This window comes from Algoriphagus limi, from assembly GCF_024919275.1.
Taxonomy (GTDB): domain Bacteria; phylum Bacteroidota; class Bacteroidia; order Cytophagales; family Cyclobacteriaceae; genus Algoriphagus; species Algoriphagus limi.
The window spans coordinates 262,919-286,971 of record NZ_JANWGH010000003.1; the positions used below are offsets into that span (position 1 = coordinate 262,919).

Below are 24,053 nucleotides of genomic sequence, written 5' to 3' on the forward strand. Positions count from 1 at the left end.
CAGGTTATCGGGTCAATCGGTAGAGCAGAAGAGTATTCCGTTTTATCAGGTCAGGAAATTGTTTCATGTTGATTGTTTCGCCAGGGGCATGGGCTCCACGACCGGAAGCCCCAAGACCATCCAAGCCTGGAAGAATATCCGCCACATAAGCTATGTCAGCTGCTCCTCGACTTCCTGGATCACCCGGTTTCACTTCTCCCAATCCCATATCTAAACTTACCTGATTCAAGATAGCTGCCAATTCATAATTTTCTTCTCGGGGACTCATGGAAGGAATTCCGTCCCGGAAGGTAATTTCTGCATCAGTTTGATTAAGGTTTCGATCGACAATTTCTTGCATTTTGGCTCGTGTGCGCTCCTTTTGTTCTTCTCCCAAAAATCGTAAATCTCCTGTTACATAAGCTTCACGCGCTACGATATTGGTTTTTCCCAAAGCTTCGCCTTTTCCTGTTTCTTCATCATAGGAAATATCTGAACCTCCGATAATCTGTCCAGGGTTAAAAGTCAAGTATTGCTCTCCTGCGAGCTCTTCCCGAAATTCCGTCAAAATTCTTGCAGCTTCATAGATGGCGCCATAGCCCACACTTTCACGAAAAACTCCACTGGAATGACTTTGACGTCCCGTGGTTTTCAAAGTCCAGCCACTTGATCCTCTACGGGCGACGGTCACGGAGTTGAAACCTTGGGCTGTCTCATAGCCCAAAGCAATATCATGGGATTTGGCACGCTCGATGAAATCCCGTCTCGAAAGCTCATTGTCTCCTGAGCTCTCTTCATCACCCATAAAATACACGGTAATACTTCGGTCATCCAATAAGCCCAATTCATGCAATGCTTTTAGACTGGCAAAAACCAGTACATCTCCACCTTTCATATCATTAGCTCCTTGTCCGGTTGCGGTACTGTCATTGAGCCAAGTGAACGGAGTAAAAGGCATATCTTTTTCAAATACAGTATCCAAGTGCCCAATCAGTAAAAGTTTCTTGCCCTTTGTTCCTTTTCTGCTTGCTACAAAATGGCCTGCTCGATTTACTTCGGCAGGAACTTCTATCCATTCGGTTTCAAAGCCTATTTTCTGAAATTCCCTTTCAAAAACACGACCTACTTCTCTGACTCCTTCCTTGTTCAAAGAACCGGAATTAATATTGAGAACCTCCTCCAAAAGAGCGACCGTCTCTTGGTAATTTTTATCAATTAATTCGACAAGTTGCAGCTCCTCTTTATTGAGTTTTTGTTGCGCAAAACTAAGAAAGGGCCCAAAGGCCAAAATCAAGATTAGGGCTAGTTTTTTCATCTAGGAAAAATAGGGGAAAATGGGGATGAGGGCAAGAAGTATTAAGGAGTAATAAACATGAAAAGAAAACTATACTTTTTACTGTTTTGCTTTTCATGATCTAAACAGGGTTTTTAGAGGAAAATTGGCTATTATTATTCTTTCCAATAAACCTATTGTAAATGGCCAATTTTAATATTGATGCAGATAAAAGCCTTACTTATGATGCGATCGTCATCGGGTCAGGCATCAGTGGAGGCTGGGCTGCAAAAGAACTTTGCGAAGCAGGACTCAAAACGCTGGTACTAGAGCGAGGTAGAATCGTGGAGCATGTGGTGGATTACCCTACCATGAATTTGGATCCCTGGGAGCATGAACTTCGTGGAGGTCTTACCCCAGAACAAGCTGCTCGCCATCCCAAAGGTGGTCGATCGGGATTTATAGGAGCATTCAATGAGCACTTTCATGCTAATGATGTTGAAAATCCCTACACTGAAGTGAAACCTTTCATGTGGGTTCGGGCCCATCAAATGGGAGGCCGATCCTTGCTTTGGGGAAAGCAAACTTACCGTTGGTCTGATTTGGATTTTGAAGCCAACGCTAAGGATGGTCACGGAGTGGATTGGCCGATTCGATACAAAGATTTGGAACCTTGGTATACCCATGTAGAGAAATTCGCAGGAATTAGCGGAGAGGCGATAGGTTTACCACAATTACCGGACTCCCATTTTTTGCCTCCTATGGAGTTAAACTGTGTTGAAAAGCATGTAAAAGAACGGATCGAAAAGGATTTTCCAGGAAGAAATTTAATAATTGGCCGTGTGGCTCACTTGACAGAACCTTTGAATGGGCGAGGAAAGTGTCAGTTCCGAAACAGATGCGATAGAGGCTGCCCTTATGGAGCATATTTCAGTTCGAATGCAGTCACTCTTCCAGCAGCAAATGCAACCGGAAATTTGACCATCCGACCTTTTTCCATCGTTCAATCCATCGTCTATGATGAGGAAAAAGGAAAAGCTTCAGGCGTACGAATTATAGATGCTGAAACGGGTGAGGATATCGTTTACAAAGCGAAGATTGTATTTGTCAATGCCTCGACGCTTAGCACTACTCAAATCCTATTGAACTCTACATCCAATCGTTTTCCAAATGGTTTAGGGAATGACTCTGGTGAATTGGGGCACAACTTAATGGACCATACCTATAGAATCGGCGCTATGGGGACAGTGGAAGGCTTTGAGGATAAATATTACAAAGGAAGACGCCCTAATGGGATTTATATTCCCCGCTATGTGAATCTGAAAGACGGGCCTCAAAGTGACAATTTTGTTCGCGGTTGGGGTTTCCAAGGTGGAGGATACCGACATGGGTGGGGAGCAGGAAGCAACCAAGAGGATTTTGGAGGAGAATTCAAGGATGGATTAATGAAACCTGGACCTTGGGAGTTTTTCATCACAGGATTTGCAGAATGCCTTCCATCCCATGAAAACAAAGTCTATCTCAATAAAGATGTCTTGGATAAATGGGGGCAACCGACCCTTTCCATAGATGCGGAATGGGGACCAAATGAATTGGCTTTGAATAAACAGATTCGAATCGACGCTAAGGAAATGCTGGAGCGTGCAGGTTTGAAGGATATCCATGACTTTGATAATGAGCATGAGATGGGGTACGGAATCCATGAAATGGGTACTGCAAGAATGGGGGGTGATCCAAAAACTTCTGTTTTGAATGCGACCAATCAGGTTCATACCTGTAAAAATGTTTTTGTAACAGACGGAGCTTGTATGACTTCCTCCTCCTGTGTCAATCCTTCCTTGACTTATATGGCATTGACTGCGCGAGCAGCCAATCATGCAGTATCTGAACTTAAAAAAATGAACCTCTAAGCCATGAATAGACGAGACGCACTCAAAAAATCAGCCTTGGCACTTGGAGCAGCCGCTGGAGCTCCGACACTGCTGAGCTTATTGCAAGCCTGTGCCAAGCAGGATAGATTGACATGGACTCCCATTTTTTTAAATGAGGATCAAGCGAGATTTATGACCGCTTTTGTGGATTTTCTATTACCAAAAACCGAAACCCCAGGAGGCTTGGATGTAAAGGCTGATGTCTTTATCGACTTGATGTATGCCAAAACCTATGATGAGGCCGGTCAGAAATATGTGGTTTCAGAAATCGAGAAATTCAATACTGATTGTAAGGAAAAGTATGGGAATGTCTTTGCCGAACTTTCAGTTGAAGACAAAGCAGCTTGTTTTAAGGATCATGAATCGAATTCACCGAAATATGCACCCAAAGTTTGGGGGACTGCAGTGGGACCACAGGAGCCTGTTGGTTTTTACAGAGGTTTAAAATCCATGGTACTTTGGGCTTACTTTAGTTCAGAAGAAGTTGGAAAAAATATCCTCAGTTATGATCCTATTCCTGGGGATTATTTAGGATGTATTCCACTATCAGATGTTGGGAATACTTGGAGTTTATAATTCCTGTAAAGTGAGTTTAGGATTGTTCTTTGGAAGCGGGATGAATTTTCAATTTCCAATAAATAAAACCACCTATTGCGCCTAATATGAATCCTATTGGACCTGTATAAAAAATTCCAAGCAATGGTCCTAAGTTAGCTTCAGGCTGAAATATTAATGGGCCGAAAAAGCCAATAATAAATCCAATTGCACCAAATAGCAGAGCTCCTTTTATGATGTATTGAAATGAGGAGTTCATTGATGCTTTTAGAATAAACTTCACTGCTAAATAGGTGATATAGACAGCTAAAAGAGAACCTAAAATTGCTGAAACTAAGGTAGGTATATTGATGGAAATAGATTCTGAAATTTTGAGAAAAACTACATTCAAAATCATTGATGAGAAATAGAATGTTGTTATAGCTACCAATGCGACGATAAGAATTCGAGAAAACTTTTCCATAGAATTTATTATAAAGTGTCTTTCTTAATCGAAACCAAACCTTTAGAATTAAAGGGTTTGAGGTTAACCTACTTTTGTACTGAGATAAATCTCCAGGTTAACTTGTTGATCTTATAATACTTAACTCATTTGGAAAAAACAAAAAACCCTGAGGTGATATCCTCAGGGTTTTGATTTATTGTAGTCGAGCTTGAATTTCTTGAATTAGCCCTTCATATTTTTTCAGAATTCGGGACCAATCTTCAAACTTCTCATCGTCTTTTACTGTCACTTGGTTTCTACCATCAAGGTAAGCTTCCTGACTCACCAATTTTACAGCATAAGCTAATTGGTCAGAATTGCCACCGCTACTCACGATTACTCGAGTTCGAATCACACTGGACTGGAAGTTTTCAACTTGCCAAGAAGTGGTCAAATATCCAGTATTGAAATCTACTGTCTCGAGGATATCAAAGTATCGAGTAATGATGGAGGAAAGAATTCTCCAAGCTTCTTCAGATGAATATTGTGAATTGACCGGAACCGTGATACGAACGTTTGCCAAGTCAGAGGAAACAGAAGAAGTGTAAGCCTCATCTACAGTCATTTCGATGTAGTCAGTTACAGGAGGTTCCTGCATATTGGCTTGGTTGTAGTAGTTTTTGATGTATCGAACGTACCCGTCTTTTAATACTCTCACTTCCACACTTCCATTGGAAGGAACTTTTAGATCATAGCTTCCGGTTCCGACCGTTCTTCCACCGATTTCAATAATTGCATCAGTAGGGTTGGTAGTGATTTTCACTAAACGATCAGAAAGCAATGCCTGCTCTCTTGTCGGTGGCTCCGGATCAGTTTCCGGCTTATTACAAAATACTTTGGTGTATTCTACATAGCCATCCTTATTTACAGTCACGGTCACGCATTCTCCGAGCGGAATATTGATATCTTGATTTCCTTTTCCAAGAGAAACCCCATTGGCCATTACTACGCCATCCGCAGGAAGAACTTCCAGACGAACCTGTCTATCCTTCAATTCAAAGTAGTCTTTGATTGGTGGGGTTTCACGGTCAGGAGAGTTGTAATAAGTCTTGGTGATAGGAGCAAAGCCTGATTTTTTCACTTCTACAGTGTGGAACCGATCTTTTTCGATCACAAGGTAAATAGCCTTTTTCCCGATGTTTCTACCATCTACGTAGATATCAGCATCATAAGGTTCAGCAGAAATCTCCACTCTTCGAGCATCCAAAGAAACACGCTGATCCTTATCCCACTTTAGATCTCGGTTGTATTCCTTGATAACAGGCTGGAAGCCTGGTTTGGTGATTTTGATCCGATTTCGGGAATCTTTTTCGAGCTTGTATTCGATAGTTCCCATGCCTAATTCCTGCTTTTCGGAATCATCGTAATCGTTCAACAGGATGAATTTGGCGTCGGAATGATTGGCCGTAATAGTCAATTTTTGGGCTTGGACCGCTGTAAAAGCAATAAGACTCAGCATTGCCCAAGACAATAGGTACTTTTTTATCATAAATTTTAAGGGTTGGCGATTTTGACTGCAAATAATTCAATTAGAATTATTTATGCAACTTAAGCGAGTACAGATTTGAATAAACAATTCTAGGTTATGGCCAATTTTTCCTCAAAAAGTTCAACCAATTTCCGCTCATGACTTGTTGGATATCCTTTTCGGAATAGCCTCTTTCTTGGAGTAAGTCTGGGGTTTTCTGCAAGTCTGCGATGGTTTCCAAATCCCAAGGGCATTGTTCTTTTCCGAAGGCTCCATCCAAATCGGAACCAATTCCAATATGATTGACATTCCCAGCTAGTTGGCAGATATGATCTAAATGATCCAAAACGGTGGAGATCGTAACATTTCGTTCCTTAGGGGTGCTTTTCCCGCGAATCCATCCCGGACTCAGCATCCATGCATCGAAAGCTCCTCCGATTACTGCTCCGCGATCGATCAAAGCTTTGATCATTTCATCCGAAAATTGGCGATTGTGATCAACTAGTGCTCTGCAATTATTATGGCTTGCCCATATTGGACCTTGGAAAACTTCCAACGCATCCCAAAATGCTAAGTCACACAAATGGGTCGCATCCAGGATAATTCCCAATTCATCCATTTTTCGGAGTAAATCTTTGCCTTTTTGACTCAAAGGGGCTGATGCATCTGTTCCAAAGGCATATCGACCCGGGCCATAATGAGCGGGCCCTAAAGCTCTCAATCCAGACTCATAAGCTTTTTCCAAATAATCCAGAGAGACAATGGAATCTGCTCCTTCCAATGACAGGATAAAACCAATGGGTTTTTGGCTAGATTCTTTTCCATCATGCCAAAGTGAAACATGGTTTTCCAGTTCAACTTTATTCCGGATTTGAGTCATCTCACCTTTTTCCACCATGGCTTGATACCATGCCAGTTGGCCTTGAGTCTGCGCCCAAGCCTGTTCAGGAGAATGCCATCCTGGTAAAGGATTATCAGGAGCTACATAGCGGGCGATTTGTGTAGCGACCACGAGCCCAATATTTCCTTTTCGGAGTTCTGGAATTGAAACGACTGCATTTCCTCGATCCGGTTTATCATCCAGGCCAACTTCCCGAGCATTGATTTCTGACACCGGCCTAGTGAGGTCCCGATTCCATTCGAGGGCATTCATACTTAAGTCTAGGTGAGCGTCAATGGTAAACATGTTCAGAAACTTTGAAGGATAAATACAGTAGGAACTTTATGCAGATCGATGGGTGATTTTTTCCAATCCTGAATGGATTTGGTTTGGATCAATTCATCCGAAGCGGTAAGGTTTTTTGCGATGCAAAGTTTGGTCTGAGGGGAAAGCATCCGGGTTAAATCCTCCAAAAGTTGATTGTTCCGGAAAGGTGTTTCCATAAAAATCTGGGCTCTTTTTTCCCGAAGGGATTCTGCTTCCAATTTTTTTAATGCTTGGGCTCTTTCTTTTTTATCAATAGGCAAATACCCGTGAAAGGCAAATGACTGTCCCGAAAAACCTGAGCCCATCAAGGATAAAAACATAGAACTTGGCCCTGAAAGAGGAATTACCTGAATTCCTCGGGTATGGGCATGAGCGACCGCTAATGCACCTGGGTCAGCTATTCCCGGGCATCCTGCCTCTGAAATAATACCTACATCAGCACCCTTAAAAAGTGGTTGAAGTAGACGATTAATGGATTCAGGTGGAGTGTTTTTATCCAAAACCTCCATGTGAATTTCTTCCAAATTGACACCAAGTTTTAGGCTTGAAATATAACGCCTAGCATTTCTTGGATTTTCAACCAAGTAAACTTTGGTGTGCTGGATTACTTCCCGAACCTGAGGGCTGATGACTGAATCAGCAGTATTCTCAGCAAGAACATTGGGAATTAAGAAAAGCTTTCCTTGGGGCATTTTTGATGGTTTATTGGCAGATTTAGTCAAGTTTTCTACCCTTTTTTAGTATGGCAGAAATCTGACCTGAATGGTGAAAGTGGTGAAATAGGATATGGGAGAATAAGCGGAATCGACTTACATCACCAAAAAATGGAGTGTGAATAATTCCTTGCCAGAACTCCTCTTCAGAGTTTTCGATGAGCTTCTTTAAATTGGAGAACCCCCTTTTAATTAGAGCTAGGCTAGCTTGAATGTCCTTGCCTTGCCCATTGTCTTCAAAGCCCAAGGTAGTGTTTTGAACATCAGTAGGGATCTCAAAAAATGTCCCAAAAAGATTGACGATTTCACCCATGTGCAAGAGAATAAATCCAATGGAATTGGAGTCTTTATTAAGTTTCCAATTCCAGTGTTCGTTTTGAACTTCTTGAAGATTTGAACTGGTCAGCTCCACCTGAACCAACATCTCAAGCATGGCTTCTTTCATCAATGTCCTATTTTATATTAGAAATCTACGAATTTCCCGAACAACTGCTTCTGGCTTTTCAGCATGAAGCCAATGACCGGCTCCCTCAATGAATTCAATTTCATAATTCGGGAAATGAGCCAGAATATCTGGGAGATCACTTTGTTGGATGTAATTGGAATTGGCACCGGCTAGGAATAGGGTAGGACCTGAATAAACGGTGTTTTCCTCCAAAGCCTTTCCTACTTCTTCAATATTTTCAGTAATGACAGGAAGGTTGATTTTCCAATAAAATCCGTTTCTATCCCTACCCAGACTTTTCAAAAGGAATTGTCGAATTCCAGGATAAGGGATAAACTTTGCCAGTTGGTCATCGGCGTCCTTTCGCGAATAGGTTTCTGAAAGATTAATGGAATTTAATCCTTCTAAGATTGTCTGATGGTGAATAGGGTAATACCGAGGAGCTATGTCAGCAACGATTAATTTCTCAACCCGATCGGGATAGGTTACTGCAAAGTTCATGACAGTTTTCCCACCCATGGAGTGTCCCATCAAGTAAGCTTCACTTAGCCCTTCTTCATCCATTAGCTCTTTCAAATCCTCTACCATTACCTCGTAATTCCATTCATCTGATTTAGGGGAATCACCATGATTCCGCTGGTCTACAAGGTAGAGGGTAAAATCATTTTCCAATTCCTTAGCAATGGAAAACCAATTGTCTGCCGAGCCAAAAAGCCCATGGAGAATGATTAGCGGTTCACCAGTGCCGGATTTTTTAAAATTTAATTTCATGGTATTATAGTCAACAGTCCACTGTCAACGGACGACAGCCGATAAGTGAAAATTAGAGTTTTGTGTCTAAATTGAATTTTTAAGTGCTTGAATTTTTTTGATTAAATCCTCATAAGCGGAATATAGTTTTGAGAAATCCTCCTCTCCAATGATGCTTCTCTTTTTGCCTAAATAAAGGCAACTGACCACCTCAATTGCGGAGCGAACCGAATATCCAAGAAACTTTTTGAATTCTGGTGTGGATTGTCCAGTGGACCCTTCGGCAATATTTAAAGCAACAGAATCTGCAGCTCGTTGGATTTGTGTAGCCAAAATAAATTTTTCTTCAGAAGGAAAAGATTTGACCAAAGAATTTACTTCAGCAGAAAGTTCAATTGATAATTTCCATACTCGTAAATCTTCGAACTTAAATGCCATAATATTTTAGATAGTTGGTTAAGTGCTTTTTTCTGTAGTAAACGAATACAATCTGTGGACCATAGACCGTGGACCGTTGACCAAAAATCAAATCTCCAACCTCCTCCTATACATCTGAATTGTGTTTTCCAATCCATAGTATAATGCATCGCAGATGAGGGCATGGCCAATGGAAACTTCATCCAAGAATGGAATTTTATGCTTTAGGAAGGCAAGATTATTCAAGTCCAAATCATGGCCGGCATTAAGTCCCAATCCGAGTTCACGGGCGATATTTGCAACTTCCACATAGGGCTGAACAGCCTTTTCACGATCCTTTGGAAATAGAACAGCGTAAGGCTCGGTGTAAAGCTCCACTCGATCTGTTCCGGTTTCCTTTGCAGGCTCAAAATATTTGGACTCTGGGTTGATGAAAATTGAAACTCGACAACCTGCTTCTTTCAACTCTGCCACAATATCCTGAAGCATACTTTGATGGGTGATGGTATCCCAGCCTGTATTGGATGTCAAGGCATCTGGCGGATCAGGTACCAGCGTAGCTTGGGCAGGTTTTACCAGCTTAACCAATTCCATGTATCGCTTGTCTGGATAGCCTTCAATATTGAACTCCGTTGTAACTACTTCTGCCAAATCCAATACATCCTGATATCGGATATGTCTTTCATCAGGACGAGGGTGCACTGTGATTCCCTCCGCTCCGAAACGTTCGGCATCCTTAGCAACCTGAACAACATTTGGGTTATTGCCGCCCCTTGCATTGCGAAGGGTGGCGATCTTATTGATATTTACACTAAGCTTGGTCATAAAAAGCCTGAAAAGGGTATTTTTGTCGATAGAACAAAGTTATAACATAAACTGAGTAGCGATGAGTTTAAAACAAAAGATAGAAAATGAAATTAAGTCAGCCATGCTGGCAAAAGATAAAACCCGGCTAACAGCCCTACGTGCCGTCAAGTCCTTGATTCTGTTGGAGGAAACTAAGGGTGGCACAAAAGGTGATTTGTCTGCTGATGACGAGATGAAATTACTTACAAAGGCTGCAAAACAGCGAAAAGATTCTGCAGATATCTATGAGCAGCAAGGACGTTTTGATTTGCATGAAGTAGAAATGGCTGAGCTGAAGGTGATTCAGGAATTTCTTCCAAAAGCTTTATCTCCAGATGAATTAAAAGCCGCGATCGCTGAAATCATCTCCAAAACTGGAGCAAGCGGTATGAAAGATATGGGAAAAGTGATGGGAATGGCTAGTAAAGAACTGGCAGGAAAGGCAGATGGCAAGGCTATTGCTGATCAGGTAAAAGCACTTCTAAATTCATAAACATTGGAAATTAAATCCTTTCTGGATATTGTCATTGTTCTCCTTCTAGCCTTAGGAGCTTATGAAGGCTATAGAAAAGGGTTTCTTTTGGGAATTCTAGGCATCGTTGGCTTCGTGGTTGCCTTGGTTTTAGGCTTTTATTTTATGGAGCCTGCCGCGCAATGGTTACAGGAGAATGTAGAGACCGTCAATCTATCATATCCAGTTATTGGCTTCCTGATTATTTTCATAATTAGTGTGCTCCTTATCAACGGCGTTGGTTGGGTTCTGAAAAAATTCATGGATCTGACCATTTTAGGTTCCTTTGATCAAGTTGCAGGATTGTTTTTTGGAGTTTTAAAAATTGGATTCTTCCTCAGTCTCTTTTTGTGGTTCACCAAGGAATTTGATTTGGATTTGCCCAAAAAGTGGGAGCGTGAATCTGAATTGATTGGTTATGTGGAACCTATGGCTCCCGCCGTTATCGATGCGGTAGAACCATTTTTCCCATCTGTAAAATCTACCAAAAGCAAATTCGAAGAGCTGGTGGAAAAAGTAAAAGAAGCCGCAAAGGGAGAGTAATAAGATTGATTTCAAAAGAAAAGCGCTTCTGATTGGAAGCGCTTTTATCTTAAATCAATGATTTCAATCCCAGGATATTTTTTGGTATCAAAGGCAAAATAAGTCGCCGGTAAATTAGCGTTGGGCTGAAGGTTTTTAAAGGTGTAGGCATACATGCCGCCTTGCCCATCGTACATTTCCCAACCTAAAAGATCCTTGCTGCTTTTGTCGATCATCAATTTGACCCGTTCGAATGGAGCATTTCCATTTGCTGCAATTAATTCCACCACATCCACAGACTTTCCTTGAAATTGCTTAGCAGGCAAAAGAGTGTAATTATAGCCTGATTCATACATCCTGTAAATGTTGGATGGTGTGAGTTCACCTTCCATTTGAGAGACGTCATTGATAGTTACTTCTTTGTATCCATCTGCCTGAATAAAAGTCCAAACGGTCTTGCCATCATTGTAGATTTCCTGCTCAGGAAGCTTGAGTCGGTATTGTTCTCCTTTGACGGCTATTTCCCCGCTCTCTCGGTCACTACTTCCGGTGGCGTCCTGAAAAGTAAAGTCAAATTGAGCCGTAAAGCCGTTCATCGATTGGAACTTTTGGCTCATTGCATCCAAGATGACTTTGGCTTTGGGGTCTTGTTGAGCCTCAACCTGAGCACTAAAAAGACCAATAAATAGGATGCAGAAAACTAGGGCGATTTTTCTCATGAATTTGTAGCCGTATTAATCAAAAAACAGCGACTACAAACTATTCAATAACTGTTCCAAACTAGATTCATCTTGGATCAGAACTTCTCTGGCTTTAGAGCCTTCAAATGGTCCTACAATTCCTGCAGCTTCCAATTGATCAATAATTCGTCCTGCGCGGTTGTAGCCAAGTTTAAGTTTACGCTGAATCAAGGATGTACTGCCCTGCTGATGTAGCACTATCAATTTCGCTGCTTCATCAAACAAAGGGTCCCGATCTGATAGATCAATATCCCCGATGGAATTGTCGCTATCTTCTCCCTCATATTCAGGTAGTAGATAAGCATCCGGATAGCCTTTTTGTTCCCCAATCCAATCGCAAATGGCCTCTACTTCAGGTGTATCTAGGAAGGCGCATTGTAAGCGGATTACTTCTGAACCTTGAGATAAAAGCATATCACCCATACCTATCAACTGATCGGCACCTCCAGTATCAAGGATAGTTCGGGAATCGATTTTTGAAGTAACCCGGAAGGAAAGTCTAGCAGGGAAATTAGCTTTGATGATACCTGTAATAACGTTTACTGAAGGACGCTGGGTCGCAACAACCAAGTGAATGCCAATAGCTCGCGCTAGTTGTGCCAATCGAGCGATCGGACCTTCAATCTCTTTTCCAGCCGTCATCATCAAGTCCGCCAACTCATCGATTACAAGGACGATGTAAGGCATAAAACGATGTCCTTTCTCAGGATTGAGTTTTCGGGCTATAAACTTCGCATTGTATTCCTTCAGGTTTCTGGCACCCGCATCTTTAAGCAAATTGTAGCGGTTATCCATCTCGATACAAAGTGAGTTTAGCGTATAAATCACCTTTTTTGTATCTGTAATAATCGCTTCTTCAGAACCTGGAAGTTTTGCAAGGAAGTGTCGCTCAATTTTATTGAAAAGTGTCAATTCTACTTTTTTTGGGTCCACCAGGACGAATTTTAATTGAGCCGGATGCTTCTTGTATATCAAAGAAGCCAAAATCATATTCAAGCCCACAGACTTTCCTTGACCTGTTGCACCTGCCATTAGCAAGTGAGGCATCTTGGCTAGGTCCACTACGAAAACTTCATTTGAAATAGTTTTGCCTAGAGCCACCGGAAGGTCCTTATCGGAACGCATGAATTTCTCAGTGCCGATGACTGCTCGAGCTGGTACTAGTTCTCGGTTTTTGTTTGGAACTTCAATACCGATGGTGCCTTTCCCAGGGATCGGAGCAATGATTCGAATTCCCAAAGCTGCCAAACTTAAAGCGATGTCATCTTCTAGGTTTTTGATTTTGGATATCTTCACCCCCGGTTCAGGAACGATTTCATAAAGCGTCACAGTTGGACCGATGGTCGCTTTAATCTCCTGAATTCCGATTTTGAAATTCTCTAATGTCTCTACGATCTTGTTTTTATTCTCTTCCAGTTCCTGCCGGGTGACAGTAACTTTTTGAAGATCATATTCATTCAGGAGATCTAGGGTAGGATATTGGTAGCGAGGAAGGTCCAAAGTAGGATCGTAAGGATCCAAGTTTTCGACTTCTTCGGCCGTTTTTTCCTGGTTTTCAGCTTTGGTCACTGAGAACTGTTTTTCTTCTATTGGCTTAGTAGTTGGCTTTTCGGTATTTTCTGCAAGAAGGTCTACCTGCTTGACCTCAAACAAATCATCCAATTCGGCTTCATTTTCTTCAGCCTCCGGTTCCCCAGAATTTTTTACTGTCCAAGAAGAACCGTCATCCAAGACTTCATCTTCCTCTTCTTCCAATCCAAAAGGATCCTCATTTTTAGAGCTTGGCTTGATGGCCAATTCATCCTCGGAGATTTTTTCTTCTTCTAATGAATCCAGATCGGAATCAAAGTTCTTTGAGCTGAACCATTCCAATTTGTCAATATCAAAGTAGAATACCACGAAAACCAGCAGTGAACCTGCCAGTAAAATGAATGTCCCCCAGCTTAAGTAATCGGCTGAAAGCTTTGCTAATTCATATCCAAAACCGCCGGAAAGGAAGCTCCAATATGAGTAGCCTTTCACCAAAATGACAATGTAACCTGTAAGAAGGCCAAGCCAAAAGGTGAAGAAAAGCGCAAAACTCGTGTATCGAGTCAAAGAAATAAGAGACAATTTAAAAGCCCATCGAAATCCCAAAATGAACAAGAAAGGAGGGAAGAGAAAGGCTGCAATACCAAACCATCGATAGATCAGCAGGTGGCTAGCTTTAGCTCCCAATAATCCCAACCAGTTTTGAGATTCACGGGCGACTTCCCTAGACTCTTCACTTGTAGGATTCATGACCAAGCTTTGATCTGCAGGCCCACTTAATAAGTAGCTGATAAAGGCAAAAAACAGAAAGATCCCCAAGGACATCATGATGATTCCTAGGGTAAGGACAATTTTGGAATTTTTAAATCCCCCAAAAGAAAGCTTGATGCCAGAGCCTTTGGATTTAGGCTTGGCGGATTTTTCTCCCTTTTTTCTAAAAGTATTTTGTTTAGGTGAATTGCTGGGCATAGATGCGGTTCAATTCCAAATTTGAAGATAAGGTTTCGGCTCGGATTCGGAAAATTAGCTCGAGAAATAAGTTGCCAAGCCCTTTTTGATGCGTTTGATTAGACTTGGTCCTTCATAAATCATGCCTGAATAGACCTGAACTAAGGAAGCTCCTGCCTCAAGTTTTTCAATCGCATCTTGCGGGCTAAAAATTCCCCCCACACCGATGATAGGGAAGGAACCTTGAGATTTTTGGTGGAGGTAGCGGATTACATCCGTACTTCGGCTTTTCAAAACTTTTCCACTTACTCCACCTGCACCTATGGCTTCCACCTGGTTTTTATCAGTTTGAAGTTGACTCCGATCAATGGTGGTATTGGTTGCGATTACTCCCGCAATACCTGTTTCCTGAACAATCTCAACAATGTCGTCCAACTGTCCATCCGTTAAATCAGGTGCGATTTTGAGAAGGATTGGTTTGGGTTTTTCTTTGGCATCATTCGCCGCTTTTACGGCTGTCAGCAAGGCCTTGAGGGGTTCTTTTTCCTGTAAATCCCGAAGATTGGGAGTGTTGGGTGAACTTACATTCACCACAAAATAGTCTACATAAGGATGTAAGGATTCCAAACAAAAAAGGTAATCGTCAATAGCTTTTTCGTTTGGGGTGACTTTGTTTTTGCCAATATTCCCACCAACGATGACATCAGATTTCCGATTTTTTAGCCGTTCCACAGCTTCCAAGACGCCGCCATTGTTAAAGCCCATTCTGTTGATCAAGGCTTCATCCTGAGGTAGGCGGAAAAGCCGGGGCTTGGGATTCCCGTCTTGAGGTTTGGGAGTTAAGGTTCCGATTTCAATAAATCCAAATCCCAGCATAGCCATTTCATCGATTAGCTTGGCGTCCTTGTCAAAACCTGCAGCCAAACCAACCGGATTTTTGAATTTTAAACCAAAAACTTCCCGCTCCAACCACTTGTCATCATACCGATAAGCCATTCGAATGATTCCTCCAATCAATGGAAAATTGAAGGCGAATTTGGTCAGGCTAAAGGTAAAGTGGTGGGCGGTTTCTGGGGATTGAGTGAAAAGAAGCGGCTTGAGTAGGGTTTTGTACACGGGAAATTGGTTTTTTCGCTACAGGCAAAAGTAGGCAATCCAAGGCAATATTTTAACCCTAGAAAAATTAGAGTCTCTAAAGATATTGGAGTAAAATCTCTGCTTGCTTATTCTACAATTTTAAATTTTTCTCCCGCTTCTTTTCGGGAATAGGCATTGAAATGCCACCATTCTGATCCAATTCCAGTAAAACCAGACTCGGTCATGACTTTTCGGAGGATTTCACGGTTTTTGATTTGGGATTCAGTAAGGACTCCTTCTGCCAGCATTTGGGCTTCACGATCGGGATAGGCAGCATAGCCAAAGAAATCATAACCTGTCCCCATATCCAAAGTTGAATCCGCTTGGCTATCATAGATGGTTAAGTCTACTGCTACCCCAAAATTGTGCAAACTTCCTTTTTTTGGATCGGCTACGTACAATGGCTTAATGCTGTCCGGTTTGTCCAAATTATCCCAAAGAATCTGCTGGACTGATAGCGGCCTGACCCCATCATAGACCAAAAGGGTAAGGTTTGGATATTCTTCCTGCAAACTTTCCTGTGCTGCTTTTAGTCGCTCGGCAACTTCAGGCTGGAGATAAGCGTGAGTCAAATCCCCATATACATCCTGTCCAAAGAAATTATCTGTCGTAGAATACTTTAACTCTACCCGAATTCCAGGAATGACTTCTTCCAAATTGACCAATCCCTGATCGATTAAGGTTTGTTCCAATGCTGGAATTGATTCCTGAGGTGCTTCCGATAGGGGAGCTAGATTTTCTTTTTGTTGTTCGGAGAATACTTCCTGATCGCTTTTTGGAGCAGAACAACTCCAAATAATCGAAAGAAGGATAAGGCTCAAATATCTCATCCGAAGATTATGGATTCTTGTTCACCAATGTTGCAGAAGCCTGAGCAGTTGGAAGTATCACAATATCTGCCAAGACTACATGGGCTGGTCGATTGACACAAAACTCCACGATTTCGGCAATATCCTGAGCCAACAAAGGTTGATATCCTTGGTAGACTTTTTCGGCCCGCTCTGAATCTCCTTTAAATCGAACCAACGAAAACTCGGTTTCGACTAATCCCGGATGAATGCCGATAACTTTTATCCCGAAAGGGTTTAAATCAATGCGCATTCCTTTGGTAATAGCGTCTACAGCATGCTTGGAGCCACAATACACGTTTCCGTTTGGATAGACTTCTTTTCCTGCAATGGATCCAATATTGATGATAGTTCCAGATTTCCGCTCGGTCATTCCTGGGATGATGGCTTTTGAAACGTATAAAAGTCCTTTCACATTGATATCCATCATGGCATCCCAATCCTCGGTATCACCTGTTTGGATAGGGTCAAGTCCATGGGCATTCCCGGCATTGTTGATCAAAACATCGATATTTTTCCAGCGATCGGGGAGGTTTCCTAGAATCTGAAAAACTGCTTCCTTATCCCTTACATCAAAAATCAAAGGTAGAACTTCGATTCCCTCAGGAACTTCTTTTTTCAATTCCTCCAATCGTTCTTTTCTTCTTCCGGTAACGATTAAATCATATCCGTTCTTAGCCAAAATCAGTGCACAGGCTTTTCCGATTCCAGAACTTGCTCCGGTGATTAATGCGATTTTTCTTTCCATAGTCACAAGTTAACTGAAAAGAAAAATATCCAAAAAGTAAAAGCTTACTGGAAGTTCAAATAGAGGGTGACAGACTTCCTTTTGATGCTAGAAATGGCATCCCGAATATCTGGGATAGTATTTTCTGCCTGGTAGATATTGTTGAGTCCGTGTGAGAAACGGATTTCTGGGGCAAATTTGAAGAAGCGAAAATAGATCTCAAATCCCATTCCCAGTTCGATGGCATAATCTTGCCCTGTAGTCACCAAGTCCTCTAAATTGGCTTCGTCTTGACTTTTCGTACGGAATTGATAACTCGCCCCCCCGATAAAATACATCCGGGTATTATTGAATCGTTGAGAGCGATATTTGAATAGCAAAGGCAATTCAATCATCGTAGCCTCATTGATGATGGTATTGACATCAGCAACGGGCGTGACCGGTTCTTCTCCTGTATTGCCAGGCTGAGGTGTGAAGCTGGTTGGAAAATATTCTACTTCTGTTCGAAATTCATAGAAGCCGATTTTCGGCGTAAATAATATCTGAACTTGATCGTGAAGACGCATCATTCCAATGAATCCCAATGAAAATCCCGGATTGAATCGAGGGAAAATTGCACGAACATTAGGCGACGCTGGATCACTTGCCTGAACGAATTGATCCGTGTATTTCAGTCGATAGGAATTATTATGCGCTGCAAGGAAAAACCCGTAGGAGATGAATTTATCATCAGAACCTGAGGTACTGGTCAATCCAAAAAGGCCTTGTGAATTAGCTGAATTTGCAACTAAAAAGAAAAGGAAGGCAAGAATGCCTATTTTTCCCCTACGTAAATTGAGCTTATTCCAAAAGTGAGCGGTTTGCATACAGTGCTGTGAAATCCAACTTTTTTCAATACAGCCAGAAAATCTTCCCCATCAGGAAAAGCCTGGACAGATTCTGGAAGATAAGTATAAGCAGAATTGTCCTTGGATACAATTTTTCCAATTTGAGGCAATATCGTATTGGAATAAAACGAATAGGCCTGTTTCATTGGAAAGGCCTTTGGTTTACTGAATTCCAAAATGACTGTTTTACCTCCAGGCTTTAAGACCCGGTACATGTCTGCCAGTCCTTTTTCCAGATTTTCGAAGTTTCTGACTCCAAATGAAACGATGACTGCATCGAACTTATTATCCTCAAAGAGCAAACCTTCTGAATCACCCATCTGCATATCAATGATATGATCCAGTTTTCGCTTCTTCATTTTCTTTCGGCCTTCTTCCAGCATTCCTTCTGAAATGTCCACTCCGATGATTTTATCTGGATTCAAAGCCAATGCCTCAATCGCAAAATCCCCCGTTCCAGTAGCAATATCTAAAATCAACTTTGGCTGATCTTTCTGGAGCATTTTGATGGCTTTTTTTCTCCAAATAATATCTATCCCCAAACTCAGCACGTGATTGAGTAGGTCATACTTCGGGCTGATGTTGTTAAACATCTCGGCTACCTGTGCTTTTTTAGGGTATTCTTTATCTTTATAAGGGACTACGGACATCAGTTAAATTCTAATTGGTGCGCAATATTACTCAAGAAACCCGAGTAAGCGAAAAATGTTAAGGAAGAAGGAGGGTGGTGTCTATGGAATTAAACCCTAATTTTGTCCCAAATTCCAATCCCATGATCAAAAAGGCCGAATTCGTCGTTTCCAATTCCGATCCTTCAAAATGTCCGAAGCCGGAGCGGGCAGAGATTGCCTTCATCGGTCGATCAAATGTCGGCAAGAGTTCCTTGATCAATATGATTACAGGCAAAAAGGACTTGGCAAAAACTTCCCAAAAGCCCGGTAAGACTCAATTGATCAATCATTTCATGATTAATGATCAATGGTTTTTGGTGGATTTGCCAGGGTATGGTTTTGCGAAAGTCAATGTCAAAGTGAAGGAGGGGTGGGAAAATATGATCAAAACTTACCTGACGAAGCGAAGTAATCTTTGTGGTGTTTTCGTTTTGATAGACAGTAGACTCGAGCCTCAGAAAATCGATTTAGAGTTTTTGCTTTGGTGTGGGGTAAATGGTGTTCCCGCCGCTTTGATTTTCACCAAAGCTGATAAGCAGTCAAAAACCAAGACCAACCAAAACGTTCAGAAATTCCTGAAGAAAACGGAGGAAATTTTTGAAGAGGCTCCGGATTATTTTGTCACCAGTTCGGAGACAGGTTTTGGAAAGGAGTCCTTATTGGACTTTATTGACGAATTGGTCAAAGAATACGAAAGTGGTGCGCTCGAATGAGCACAAATTCTATATTTGCAAGCTGAAAATCTAAACCCATGAATTTTAAAGACATTGCTACCGTTTCTGGAAAACCAGGATTATTCAAAGTATTAAAACCTACCCGGACAGGGGTGATTCTAGAGAGTTTGGATGCCAAAAAAGCCAAACTTGTAGCCGGAATTTCACATCGTGTTTCCATCCTTGCTGATATTTCTATTTACACCTTGAACGAGGAAGGAGCAGAGCCTTTGGAAAGTGTTATGCAAAAAATTGAGGTGGAATTTCAGGGAGATTTGGGATTGGATTCCAATCCGGATGAGGCTGAACTTCGAGCATTTATGAAGCATATTCTTCCTGAGGTAGATGAATCTCGAGTATATGTATCCGATATCAAAAAATTGATTTCTTGGTATAAAATCATCCATGAGCAAATGCCTGAGGTTTTACAGGCCTCTGATGATGCCACCGAGGAAAAGGAAGCAGAATAAGATTTTAAGGTCCGGACAAACCGGGCTTTTTTTAATTGTATGAATAATTCCGATCTACTCACTACCGCTTATTCTTTAGCTCAAAAGCAATTTGAGCTGCCGGAACTTCCTCCCCAATTTGATGAGGAGCAGGCCGTGAAAATCATTGCTAAAGCCGTGGGGGAGTTATTGGATCGGGATTTGGAAAAACTGCTTCAAATCTGTTATAGGATTGACCTTTCGGAACAGCGACTAAAGGAAATTTTACATGAATCTGCGCCTGATCTAGTGGCAGAGGATTTAGCAAGGGCCCTTTGGGAAAGACAAAAACAGAAGGCTGAAATTTGGAAGAGGTATTCGTGAAGTTATACGCCTCACTTCGTTTACTGAAATATGCCTTTGGCGAAATATATCTCACTTCTTACGACGAAATACGGTCGGCTTCGCCTCCCGAAATAAGATTCGCGAAATACACTTCGCTCCGCTTCGTAAGATATGGCTGCGCCGAGATACACTCCCTTCGGTCGTGAGATATTCTAGGGGTTCCTAGTACTTAGTACAATTGGGAATCTATTTCAAAGTATCCCAGCGCGCTTGCGGGATAATCCATTTTTTGAAATTCCTCTACGTCTTGCTGGTACGATATTTCCCTTTCCAAAACAAAGATCATGGACCAGCGCTAGAATTCGGTTTTTGTTCTTTTTTCCTGGGTTGAAACCCAGGGCTATTAAAAATTGTGCCTTCAACCCTCTCTCTTCAGCACTTTGCAGAGTCTTTGCGGGAGATTATCTGCTAGACCTTATTTCAGCTCGCTTGCGAGCTTTATTTCCATCATATTTCTACCGTGTTCCACCGAACTTCCCTCTTCCCACTCCCATCTTCCTTCTTCTATTATTCCTTAATCTCAATCACCTTAAATTCAGTACGTCGATTGACCTGATGCTCTTCTTCCGTTTGAGCATTTTTGATGATCAACTGCGTTTCACCATAGCCTTTGGCAACCAATCGACTTGGATCGATTCCTTGCGATACTATGTAATTTACAGCTGATTCAGCTCTTCGCTGTGACAAATCCAAGTTGTATTCATCCGAAGATCTGGCATCGGTATGAGAGCTTAGCTCGATTCGGATATTTGGATTGTCCTTGAGGATTTGTACCAATTTATCCAATTCCCTTGCCGCATCCGGTCGGATATCAGCCTTATCCAAGTCGTAATAAATATTTTCTAAAACGATGGATTTTTCTAGAATCAACTGATCCAAAACGATAGTCGTATCCAAGCTTACATTGGTGACATCTTGGATCAAAGTTGCAGGGTCAGGAGTTTTTCCGCGAGTGGAATAAGGAACAGACTTGGAGAAATACCCTCCTTTGGATGCGATAATGGTATAATCTGCTTGAGGTTCTAAGGTAAATCGGACGCGACCATTTGAATTGGAGAAGTCACCTCCTATTTGTTTGTTATTGCCATCATACAAGACAACACGAGCTTGGTCAAGGACCTGATCAGGTTCTCCTGCTACGCGCTGCTTGGTAAATACATTCAACAGGACATTGACGATTTTTGGCTTTGGAGTTTTGTCTTCGAAATAATAAATATCATCGTCTCCAATTCCACCTTCACGATTGGAAGAAAGGAATCCCTCTTTGGGATAATTGGTGAAAAAGATGCCAAAATCATCCGCTGGGCTGTTGATATTTTCACCCAAATTTTTGATGACTTGTTTTCCTGATTCATCTGTTTCAGCTACAAAAAGGTCTAGTTTTCCATAGCCGGGATGTCCGTCGGAAGCAAAAAAGAATTTTCCATCTGGAGTAGGGCGAGGGAAAAGTTCATTGCCAGGAGTGTTGATAGTTGGTCCTAAGTTGACAGCATTCCCGAAGTCTCCATTTGCCAACTTAGTCGCTTTGTAAATATCAATTCCTCCATACCCTCCTGGACGGTTGGATGCGAAATAGAGAACTTCCCCATCAGGACTGAAAGCTGGGGTCGAATTCCACCAATTTTCATCTTCATTCACCGGAAGCCAAATTGGCAATGTAAATCCGCCTCCTCGAAAATATGAAGCGAATAAAGCTGTTTCCGGAAGGTCTTTCGGAGAGGTGGAATTTCCCCGAGCATAAATAATGATATTTCCATCAGGGCTGATGGCCATTGCGGCTTGATTCAACCCTTCTTCATTTGGAAATTCAGGTAAAGCCTGTATTCCTCCTACATCGACTCTTAGCCCCTCTGCCCTCGCTCTGAATAGTTTGGTGTAGGGAGTCCCCGTCGCTGGATAAATCCCAGAAGCTTGTCTAGCTGAAGTGAAGTACAAGAAATTCTCACTAACTATCGGAGCATAGTCTCCGCCCGGAGTATTAAGCTCCCGGTAATTCACGAGTTCGTGATAAGGCCAGTAGTTTTCAATGCCAGCTGCAAGATTAATTGATTCAATTTCCCGCTGTGTTCGAGCGAGCAAAGCTTCATCTTGCGTGTAACCTTTTGCATTTTCGAAGGCTTCCTTTGCCTCCTCATTTTTTTGCTGGGCTTTGAGACTTTGTCCTAGAAAGAAATATCGCTCAAAGCTCGGCTCGATATCAATTAGTTTTTGGTAATAGTTAGCAGAATTTTCAATTCGGTTGGAAAGGCGATAGCTTTCTGCGATGATTTGATTTGCCTCTTCGTTTTCAGGATCCTCCTCTAGAATTTGAGAAAAAGTATTGATAGCATATTGGTATTGTCCCGAGAGGTATTGGTCAGTTCCTTTTTCTTGAAGGCTTTTGCAGCCACCAAGAATTAACATAAATATGAATAGACCCAAAAAGTAGTGTTTCATCTGACTCAGTTTTGATGATCTTGTCTGAATATTACTAATTAATTTGGAAAGTATTTGTTCAACCAGCTTTTTGCTGCAGGAATCCACAAAGAATTCAAATCGGCTTTGGTTTGGATGAGTGGGTTCATCACGGGCGTGTCCGAAACAATGCTTCCTTCCTGAACTTTGCTGCGAATTCCCAAAGCAGGTGCAATTCGAATTTGACCTGATTCTTTGAAAGCTACTTTTCCGCGATCAGTCAGGTTGATTTGGAGTAAATTTTCAAGCCTTTGTAAAGCTCTGACAGAGCTATCGATTGAGCAGCCACTTGTTGCGGACTGGGATTCATCTGCAGCCAAAACGATCACCTGATCTTCTAAAATCTCGAAAGAAGTCAGAATCCCATTTCCGTGTACATTCCATCCTTCACAAAAGGATTTTAATTCCTGTCGGACCAGTTCCAGTTCCCTATCACTGAGTTTTCGATCAGCTTGATAGAGCCAAATTCGGCTTTGGTCAGAAATCTTATCAAAGGCTACGTACATAATTTGGATATTTTGACAAAGAAAAACCCTTTCTACCTAACGGCAAAAAGGGTGGAATTGATTCAATTTTAATTTCACTTAAATCCCCATGTCTTTGGCGATCATTTCGGCGAGATCATAGACCTTGACATCGTTTTCTCGCTCTTTGTTTTTTACACCGTCAGCCATCATGGTCAAGCAAAAAGGACAGCCTACGGCAATTGCTTGAGCTCCAGTTGCTAATGCTTCTTCTGTGCGTTCGACATTGATGTCTTTTTTACCTGGTTCTGGTTCCTTAAACATCTGAGCTCCACCTGCTCCGCAGCAAAGCCCTTTGGTTCGGCAGCGCTTCATTTCTACCAGTTCCACATCCAAAGCCTTAATGACTTCCCGTGGAGCTTCATATACATTATTTGCACGGCCGAGGTAGCAAGAATCATGGAAGGTGATCTTTTTCCCTTTAAACTCACCGCCTCCCTGAAGCACTACTTTTCCTTCATTAATTAGCTGCTGCAAAAATTGAGAGTGATGAATCACTTCATAATTCCCGCCCAAAGCAGGATACTCATTTTTGATGGTGTTGAAACAATGAGGGCATGCGGTCACTACTTTTTTGACTCCATATCCATTCAAAACTTGGATATTGGGGACTGCCTGCATTTGGAAAAGGAACTCATTTCCAGCTCTTCGTGCAGGATCACCGGTACAAGTCTCTTCAGGGCCAAGTACAGCGAATGATACACCTACTTTATTCAATATTTTGACGAAAGCCTGGGTAACTGCTTTGTATCGGTCATCAAAGGAACCGGCACAACCGACCCAAAAAAGAACTTCCGGATTTTCACCTTTAGCGGCCATTTCGGCCATGGTTGGTACTTTGTATGTAGACATATTTTCGGATTTACGATTTTTGATATTGGATTTACGAGAGCAGCTTTCAAACATCCTTGTTCTCGATAATTCAATTGCTTTGGGTTAT

The 24,053-nt window shown here is 41.9% G+C and carries 26 protein-coding genes; 7 read left to right on the plus strand and 19 right to left on the minus strand.

Translation table 11 applies throughout. The features are described 5' to 3' along the window. Positions 1-4 precede the first annotated feature (4 nt). Positions 5-1,294: a M20/M25/M40 family metallo-hydrolase gene (locus tag NY014_RS13215; protein WP_259415059.1), complete on the minus strand. Its 1,290-nt coding sequence runs from the start codon at positions 1,292-1,294 to the stop codon at positions 5-7. 161 nt (positions 1,295-1,455) lie between these two features. Here NY014_RS13215 and NY014_RS13220 point away from each other — a divergent pair, with 161 nt between their 5' ends. After that, positions 1,456-3,162, plus strand: a complete 1,707-nt coding sequence (locus NY014_RS13220) for a GMC oxidoreductase (protein WP_259415060.1) — start codon at positions 1,456-1,458, stop codon at positions 3,160-3,162. Between the two features lie 3 nt (positions 3,163-3,165). After that, positions 3,166-3,759, plus strand: a complete 594-nt coding sequence (locus tag NY014_RS13225; RefSeq protein WP_259415061.1) for a gluconate 2-dehydrogenase subunit 3 family protein — start codon at positions 3,166-3,168, stop codon at positions 3,757-3,759. Positions 3,760-3,775: 16 nt separating this feature from the next. Here the strand turns inward: NY014_RS13225 and NY014_RS13230 are convergent, their stop codons facing one another. From NY014_RS13230 to NY014_RS13265, 8 genes are all read right to left on the minus strand, one after another. Further along, the gene (locus NY014_RS13230) at positions 3,776-4,201 is read right to left on the minus strand and encodes a hypothetical protein (RefSeq protein WP_259415062.1); all 426 of its coding nucleotides are present in this window, start codon (positions 4,199-4,201) and stop codon (positions 3,776-3,778) included. Positions 4,202-4,376: 175 nt separating this feature from the next. After that, positions 4,377-5,711, minus strand: a complete 1,335-nt coding sequence (locus NY014_RS13235; RefSeq protein WP_259415063.1) for a PEGA domain-containing protein — start codon at positions 5,709-5,711, stop codon at positions 4,377-4,379. Positions 5,712-5,805: 94 nt separating this feature from the next. Next, positions 5,806-6,876, minus strand: coding sequence for a dipeptidase (locus NY014_RS13240; RefSeq protein WP_259415064.1), 1,071 nt, complete (start codon positions 6,874-6,876; stop codon positions 5,806-5,808). A gap of 2 nt (positions 6,877-6,878) precedes the next feature. Beyond that, positions 6,879-7,589: an SAM-dependent methyltransferase gene (locus tag NY014_RS13245; protein ID WP_259415065.1), complete on the minus strand. Its 711-nt coding sequence runs from the start codon at positions 7,587-7,589 to the stop codon at positions 6,879-6,881. 22 nt (positions 7,590-7,611) lie between these two features. After that, on the minus strand, positions 7,612-8,055 hold the full coding sequence (locus NY014_RS13250) for a DinB family protein (RefSeq protein WP_259415066.1): 444 nt from the start codon (positions 8,053-8,055) through the stop codon (positions 7,612-7,614). Between the two features lie 12 nt (positions 8,056-8,067). Continuing rightward, on the minus strand, positions 8,068-8,826 hold the full coding sequence (locus NY014_RS13255) for an alpha/beta fold hydrolase (protein ID WP_259415067.1): 759 nt from the start codon (positions 8,824-8,826) through the stop codon (positions 8,068-8,070). Between the two features lie 66 nt (positions 8,827-8,892). Beyond that, positions 8,893-9,243: a four helix bundle protein gene (locus NY014_RS13260; protein WP_259415068.1), complete on the minus strand. Its 351-nt coding sequence runs from the start codon at positions 9,241-9,243 to the stop codon at positions 8,893-8,895. An 87-nt stretch (positions 9,244-9,330) separates the two neighbouring features. Continuing rightward, a complete protein-coding gene (locus NY014_RS13265; RefSeq protein WP_259415069.1) occupies positions 9,331-10,047 on the minus strand; it encodes a pyridoxine 5'-phosphate synthase in 717 nt (238 codons plus the stop codon). A 61-nt stretch (positions 10,048-10,108) separates the two neighbouring features. Between NY014_RS13265 and NY014_RS13270 the strand changes: the two genes are divergently transcribed. Together NY014_RS13270 and NY014_RS13275 are read left to right on the plus strand one after the other, a co-directional pair. Further along, entirely contained in the window at positions 10,109-10,561 is a 453-nt protein-coding gene (locus NY014_RS13270) for a GatB/YqeY domain-containing protein (RefSeq protein WP_259415070.1), read from the plus strand. A gap of 3 nt (positions 10,562-10,564) precedes the next feature. Beyond that, the gene (locus NY014_RS13275; protein ID WP_259415071.1) at positions 10,565-11,122 is read left to right on the plus strand and encodes a CvpA family protein; all 558 of its coding nucleotides are present in this window, start codon (positions 10,565-10,567) and stop codon (positions 11,120-11,122) included. 44 nt (positions 11,123-11,166) lie between these two features. Here the strand turns inward: NY014_RS13275 and lolA1 are convergent, their stop codons facing one another. The 7 genes from lolA1 to ubiE form a co-directional block, all read right to left on the minus strand. Next, a complete protein-coding gene (gene lolA1, locus NY014_RS13280) occupies positions 11,167-11,820 on the minus strand; it encodes an outer membrane lipoprotein periplasmic chaperone LolA1 (RefSeq protein WP_135075880.1) in 654 nt (217 codons plus the stop codon). Between the two features lie 33 nt (positions 11,821-11,853). Continuing rightward, positions 11,854-14,340: an FtsK/SpoIIIE family DNA translocase gene (locus NY014_RS13285; RefSeq protein WP_259415072.1), complete on the minus strand. Its 2,487-nt coding sequence runs from the start codon at positions 14,338-14,340 to the stop codon at positions 11,854-11,856. 54 nt (positions 14,341-14,394) lie between these two features. Then, on the minus strand, positions 14,395-15,435 hold the full coding sequence (locus tag NY014_RS13290) for a quinone-dependent dihydroorotate dehydrogenase (protein WP_259415073.1): 1,041 nt from the start codon (positions 15,433-15,435) through the stop codon (positions 14,395-14,397). Between the two features lie 107 nt (positions 15,436-15,542). Beyond that, positions 15,543-16,286, minus strand: coding sequence for a M15 family metallopeptidase (locus NY014_RS13295; RefSeq protein ID WP_259415074.1), 744 nt, complete (start codon positions 16,284-16,286; stop codon positions 15,543-15,545). 7 nt (positions 16,287-16,293) lie between these two features. Further along, complete coding sequence (locus NY014_RS13300; protein ID WP_259415075.1) at positions 16,294-17,052, minus strand: SDR family NAD(P)-dependent oxidoreductase; 759 nt, start codon at positions 17,050-17,052, stop codon at positions 16,294-16,296. A 44-nt stretch (positions 17,053-17,096) separates the two neighbouring features. Next, positions 17,097-17,897 (minus strand): type IX secretion/gliding motility protein PorT/SprT, encoded by an 801-nt coding sequence (gene porT, locus NY014_RS13305; protein ID WP_494337114.1) that lies wholly within the window; start codon positions 17,895-17,897, stop codon positions 17,097-17,099. Further along, complete coding sequence (gene ubiE, locus NY014_RS13310; protein WP_259415077.1) at positions 17,846-18,568, minus strand: bifunctional demethylmenaquinone methyltransferase/2-methoxy-6-polyprenyl-1,4-benzoquinol methylase UbiE; 723 nt, start codon at positions 18,566-18,568, stop codon at positions 17,846-17,848. Before ubiE ends, porT begins: the two co-directional genes overlap by 52 nt. A 122-nt stretch (positions 18,569-18,690) precedes the next feature. Here ubiE and yihA point away from each other — a divergent pair, with 122 nt between their 5' ends. The 3 genes from yihA to NY014_RS13325 are packed head-to-tail and all read left to right on the plus strand — an operon-like array spanning position 18,691 to position 20,114. Beyond that, positions 18,691-19,302, plus strand: coding sequence for a ribosome biogenesis GTP-binding protein YihA/YsxC (yihA, locus tag NY014_RS13315; RefSeq protein WP_259415078.1), 612 nt, complete (start codon positions 18,691-18,693; stop codon positions 19,300-19,302). 38 nt (positions 19,303-19,340) lie between these two features. Then, complete coding sequence (locus NY014_RS13320) at positions 19,341-19,772, plus strand: DUF5606 family protein (RefSeq protein ID WP_259415079.1); 432 nt, start codon at positions 19,341-19,343, stop codon at positions 19,770-19,772. A 39-nt stretch (positions 19,773-19,811) separates the two neighbouring features. Beyond that, positions 19,812-20,114, plus strand: a complete 303-nt coding sequence (locus NY014_RS13325; RefSeq protein ID WP_259415080.1) for a hypothetical protein — start codon at positions 19,812-19,814, stop codon at positions 20,112-20,114. A 528-nt stretch (positions 20,115-20,642) separates the two neighbouring features. Here NY014_RS13325 and NY014_RS13330 read toward each other — a convergent pair. The 3 genes from NY014_RS13330 to NY014_RS13340 all read right to left on the minus strand — a co-directional run bounded on the left by NY014_RS13330 (position 20,643) and on the right by NY014_RS13340 (position 23,965). Continuing rightward, positions 20,643-22,571, minus strand: a complete 1,929-nt coding sequence (locus NY014_RS13330) for a CHU_0125 family OmpA-like outer membrane integrity protein (protein WP_259415081.1) — start codon at positions 22,569-22,571, stop codon at positions 20,643-20,645. A 38-nt stretch (positions 22,572-22,609) separates the two neighbouring features. Beyond that, positions 22,610-23,095 (minus strand): hypothetical protein, encoded by a 486-nt coding sequence (locus NY014_RS13335; protein WP_135075844.1) that lies wholly within the window; start codon positions 23,093-23,095, stop codon positions 22,610-22,612. A 78-nt stretch (positions 23,096-23,173) separates the two neighbouring features. Beyond that, entirely contained in the window at positions 23,174-23,965 is a 792-nt protein-coding gene (locus NY014_RS13340; protein WP_259415082.1) for a (Fe-S)-binding protein, read from the minus strand. Between the last annotated feature and the right edge of the window lie 88 nt (positions 23,966-24,053).

Bases quoted from the DNA above. Each gene is read 5' to 3' on its own strand.
- NY014_RS13215 (WP_259415059.1), bottom strand. From the start codon at position 1,294: ATGAAAAAACTAGCCCTAATCTTGATTTTGGCCTTTGGGCCCTTTCTT.
- NY014_RS13220 (WP_259415060.1), top strand. From the start codon at position 1,456: ATGGCCAATTTTAATATTGATGCAGATAAAAGCCTTACTTATGATGCG.
- NY014_RS13225 (WP_259415061.1), top strand. From the start codon at position 3,166: ATGAATAGACGAGACGCACTCAAAAAATCAGCCTTGGCACTTGGAGCA.
- NY014_RS13230 (WP_259415062.1), bottom strand. From the start codon at position 4,201: ATGGAAAAGTTTTCTCGAATTCTTATCGTCGCATTGGTAGCTATAACA.
- NY014_RS13235 (WP_259415063.1), bottom strand. From the start codon at position 5,711: ATGATAAAAAAGTACCTATTGTCTTGGGCAATGCTGAGTCTTATTGCT.
- NY014_RS13240 (WP_259415064.1), bottom strand. From the start codon at position 6,876: ATGTTTACCATTGACGCTCACCTAGACTTAAGTATGAATGCCCTCGAA.
- NY014_RS13245 (WP_259415065.1), bottom strand. From the start codon at position 7,589: ATGCCCCAAGGAAAGCTTTTCTTAATTCCCAATGTTCTTGCTGAGAAT.
- NY014_RS13250 (WP_259415066.1), bottom strand. From the start codon at position 8,055: ATGAAAGAAGCCATGCTTGAGATGTTGGTTCAGGTGGAGCTGACCAGT.
- NY014_RS13255 (WP_259415067.1), bottom strand. From the start codon at position 8,826: ATGAAATTAAATTTTAAAAAATCCGGCACTGGTGAACCGCTAATCATT.
- NY014_RS13260 (WP_259415068.1), bottom strand. From the start codon at position 9,243: ATGGCATTTAAGTTCGAAGATTTACGAGTATGGAAATTATCAATTGAA.
- NY014_RS13265 (WP_259415069.1), bottom strand. From the start codon at position 10,047: ATGACCAAGCTTAGTGTAAATATCAATAAGATCGCCACCCTTCGCAAT.
- NY014_RS13270 (WP_259415070.1), top strand. From the start codon at position 10,109: ATGAGTTTAAAACAAAAGATAGAAAATGAAATTAAGTCAGCCATGCTG.
- lolA1 (WP_135075880.1), bottom strand. From the start codon at position 11,820: ATGAGAAAAATCGCCCTAGTTTTCTGCATCCTATTTATTGGTCTTTTT.
- NY014_RS13285 (WP_259415072.1), bottom strand. From the start codon at position 14,340: ATGCCCAGCAATTCACCTAAACAAAATACTTTTAGAAAAAAGGGAGAA.
- NY014_RS13295 (WP_259415074.1), bottom strand. From the start codon at position 16,286: ATGAGATATTTGAGCCTTATCCTTCTTTCGATTATTTGGAGTTGTTCT.
- NY014_RS13300 (WP_259415075.1), bottom strand. From the start codon at position 17,052: ATGGAAAGAAAAATCGCATTAATCACCGGAGCAAGTTCTGGAATCGGA.
- porT (WP_494337114.1), bottom strand. From the start codon at position 17,897: ATGCAAACCGCTCACTTTTGGAATAAGCTCAATTTACGTAGGGGAAAA.
- ubiE (WP_259415077.1), bottom strand. From the start codon at position 18,568: ATGTCCGTAGTCCCTTATAAAGATAAAGAATACCCTAAAAAAGCACAG.
- yihA (WP_259415078.1), top strand. From the start codon at position 18,691: ATGATCAAAAAGGCCGAATTCGTCGTTTCCAATTCCGATCCTTCAAAA.
- NY014_RS13320 (WP_259415079.1), top strand. From the start codon at position 19,341: ATGAATTTTAAAGACATTGCTACCGTTTCTGGAAAACCAGGATTATTC.
- NY014_RS13325 (WP_259415080.1), top strand. From the start codon at position 19,812: ATGAATAATTCCGATCTACTCACTACCGCTTATTCTTTAGCTCAAAAG.
- NY014_RS13330 (WP_259415081.1), bottom strand. From the start codon at position 22,571: ATGAAACACTACTTTTTGGGTCTATTCATATTTATGTTAATTCTTGGT.
- NY014_RS13335 (WP_135075844.1), bottom strand. From the start codon at position 23,095: ATGTACGTAGCCTTTGATAAGATTTCTGACCAAAGCCGAATTTGGCTC.
- NY014_RS13340 (WP_259415082.1), bottom strand. From the start codon at position 23,965: ATGTCTACATACAAAGTACCAACCATGGCCGAAATGGCCGCTAAAGGT.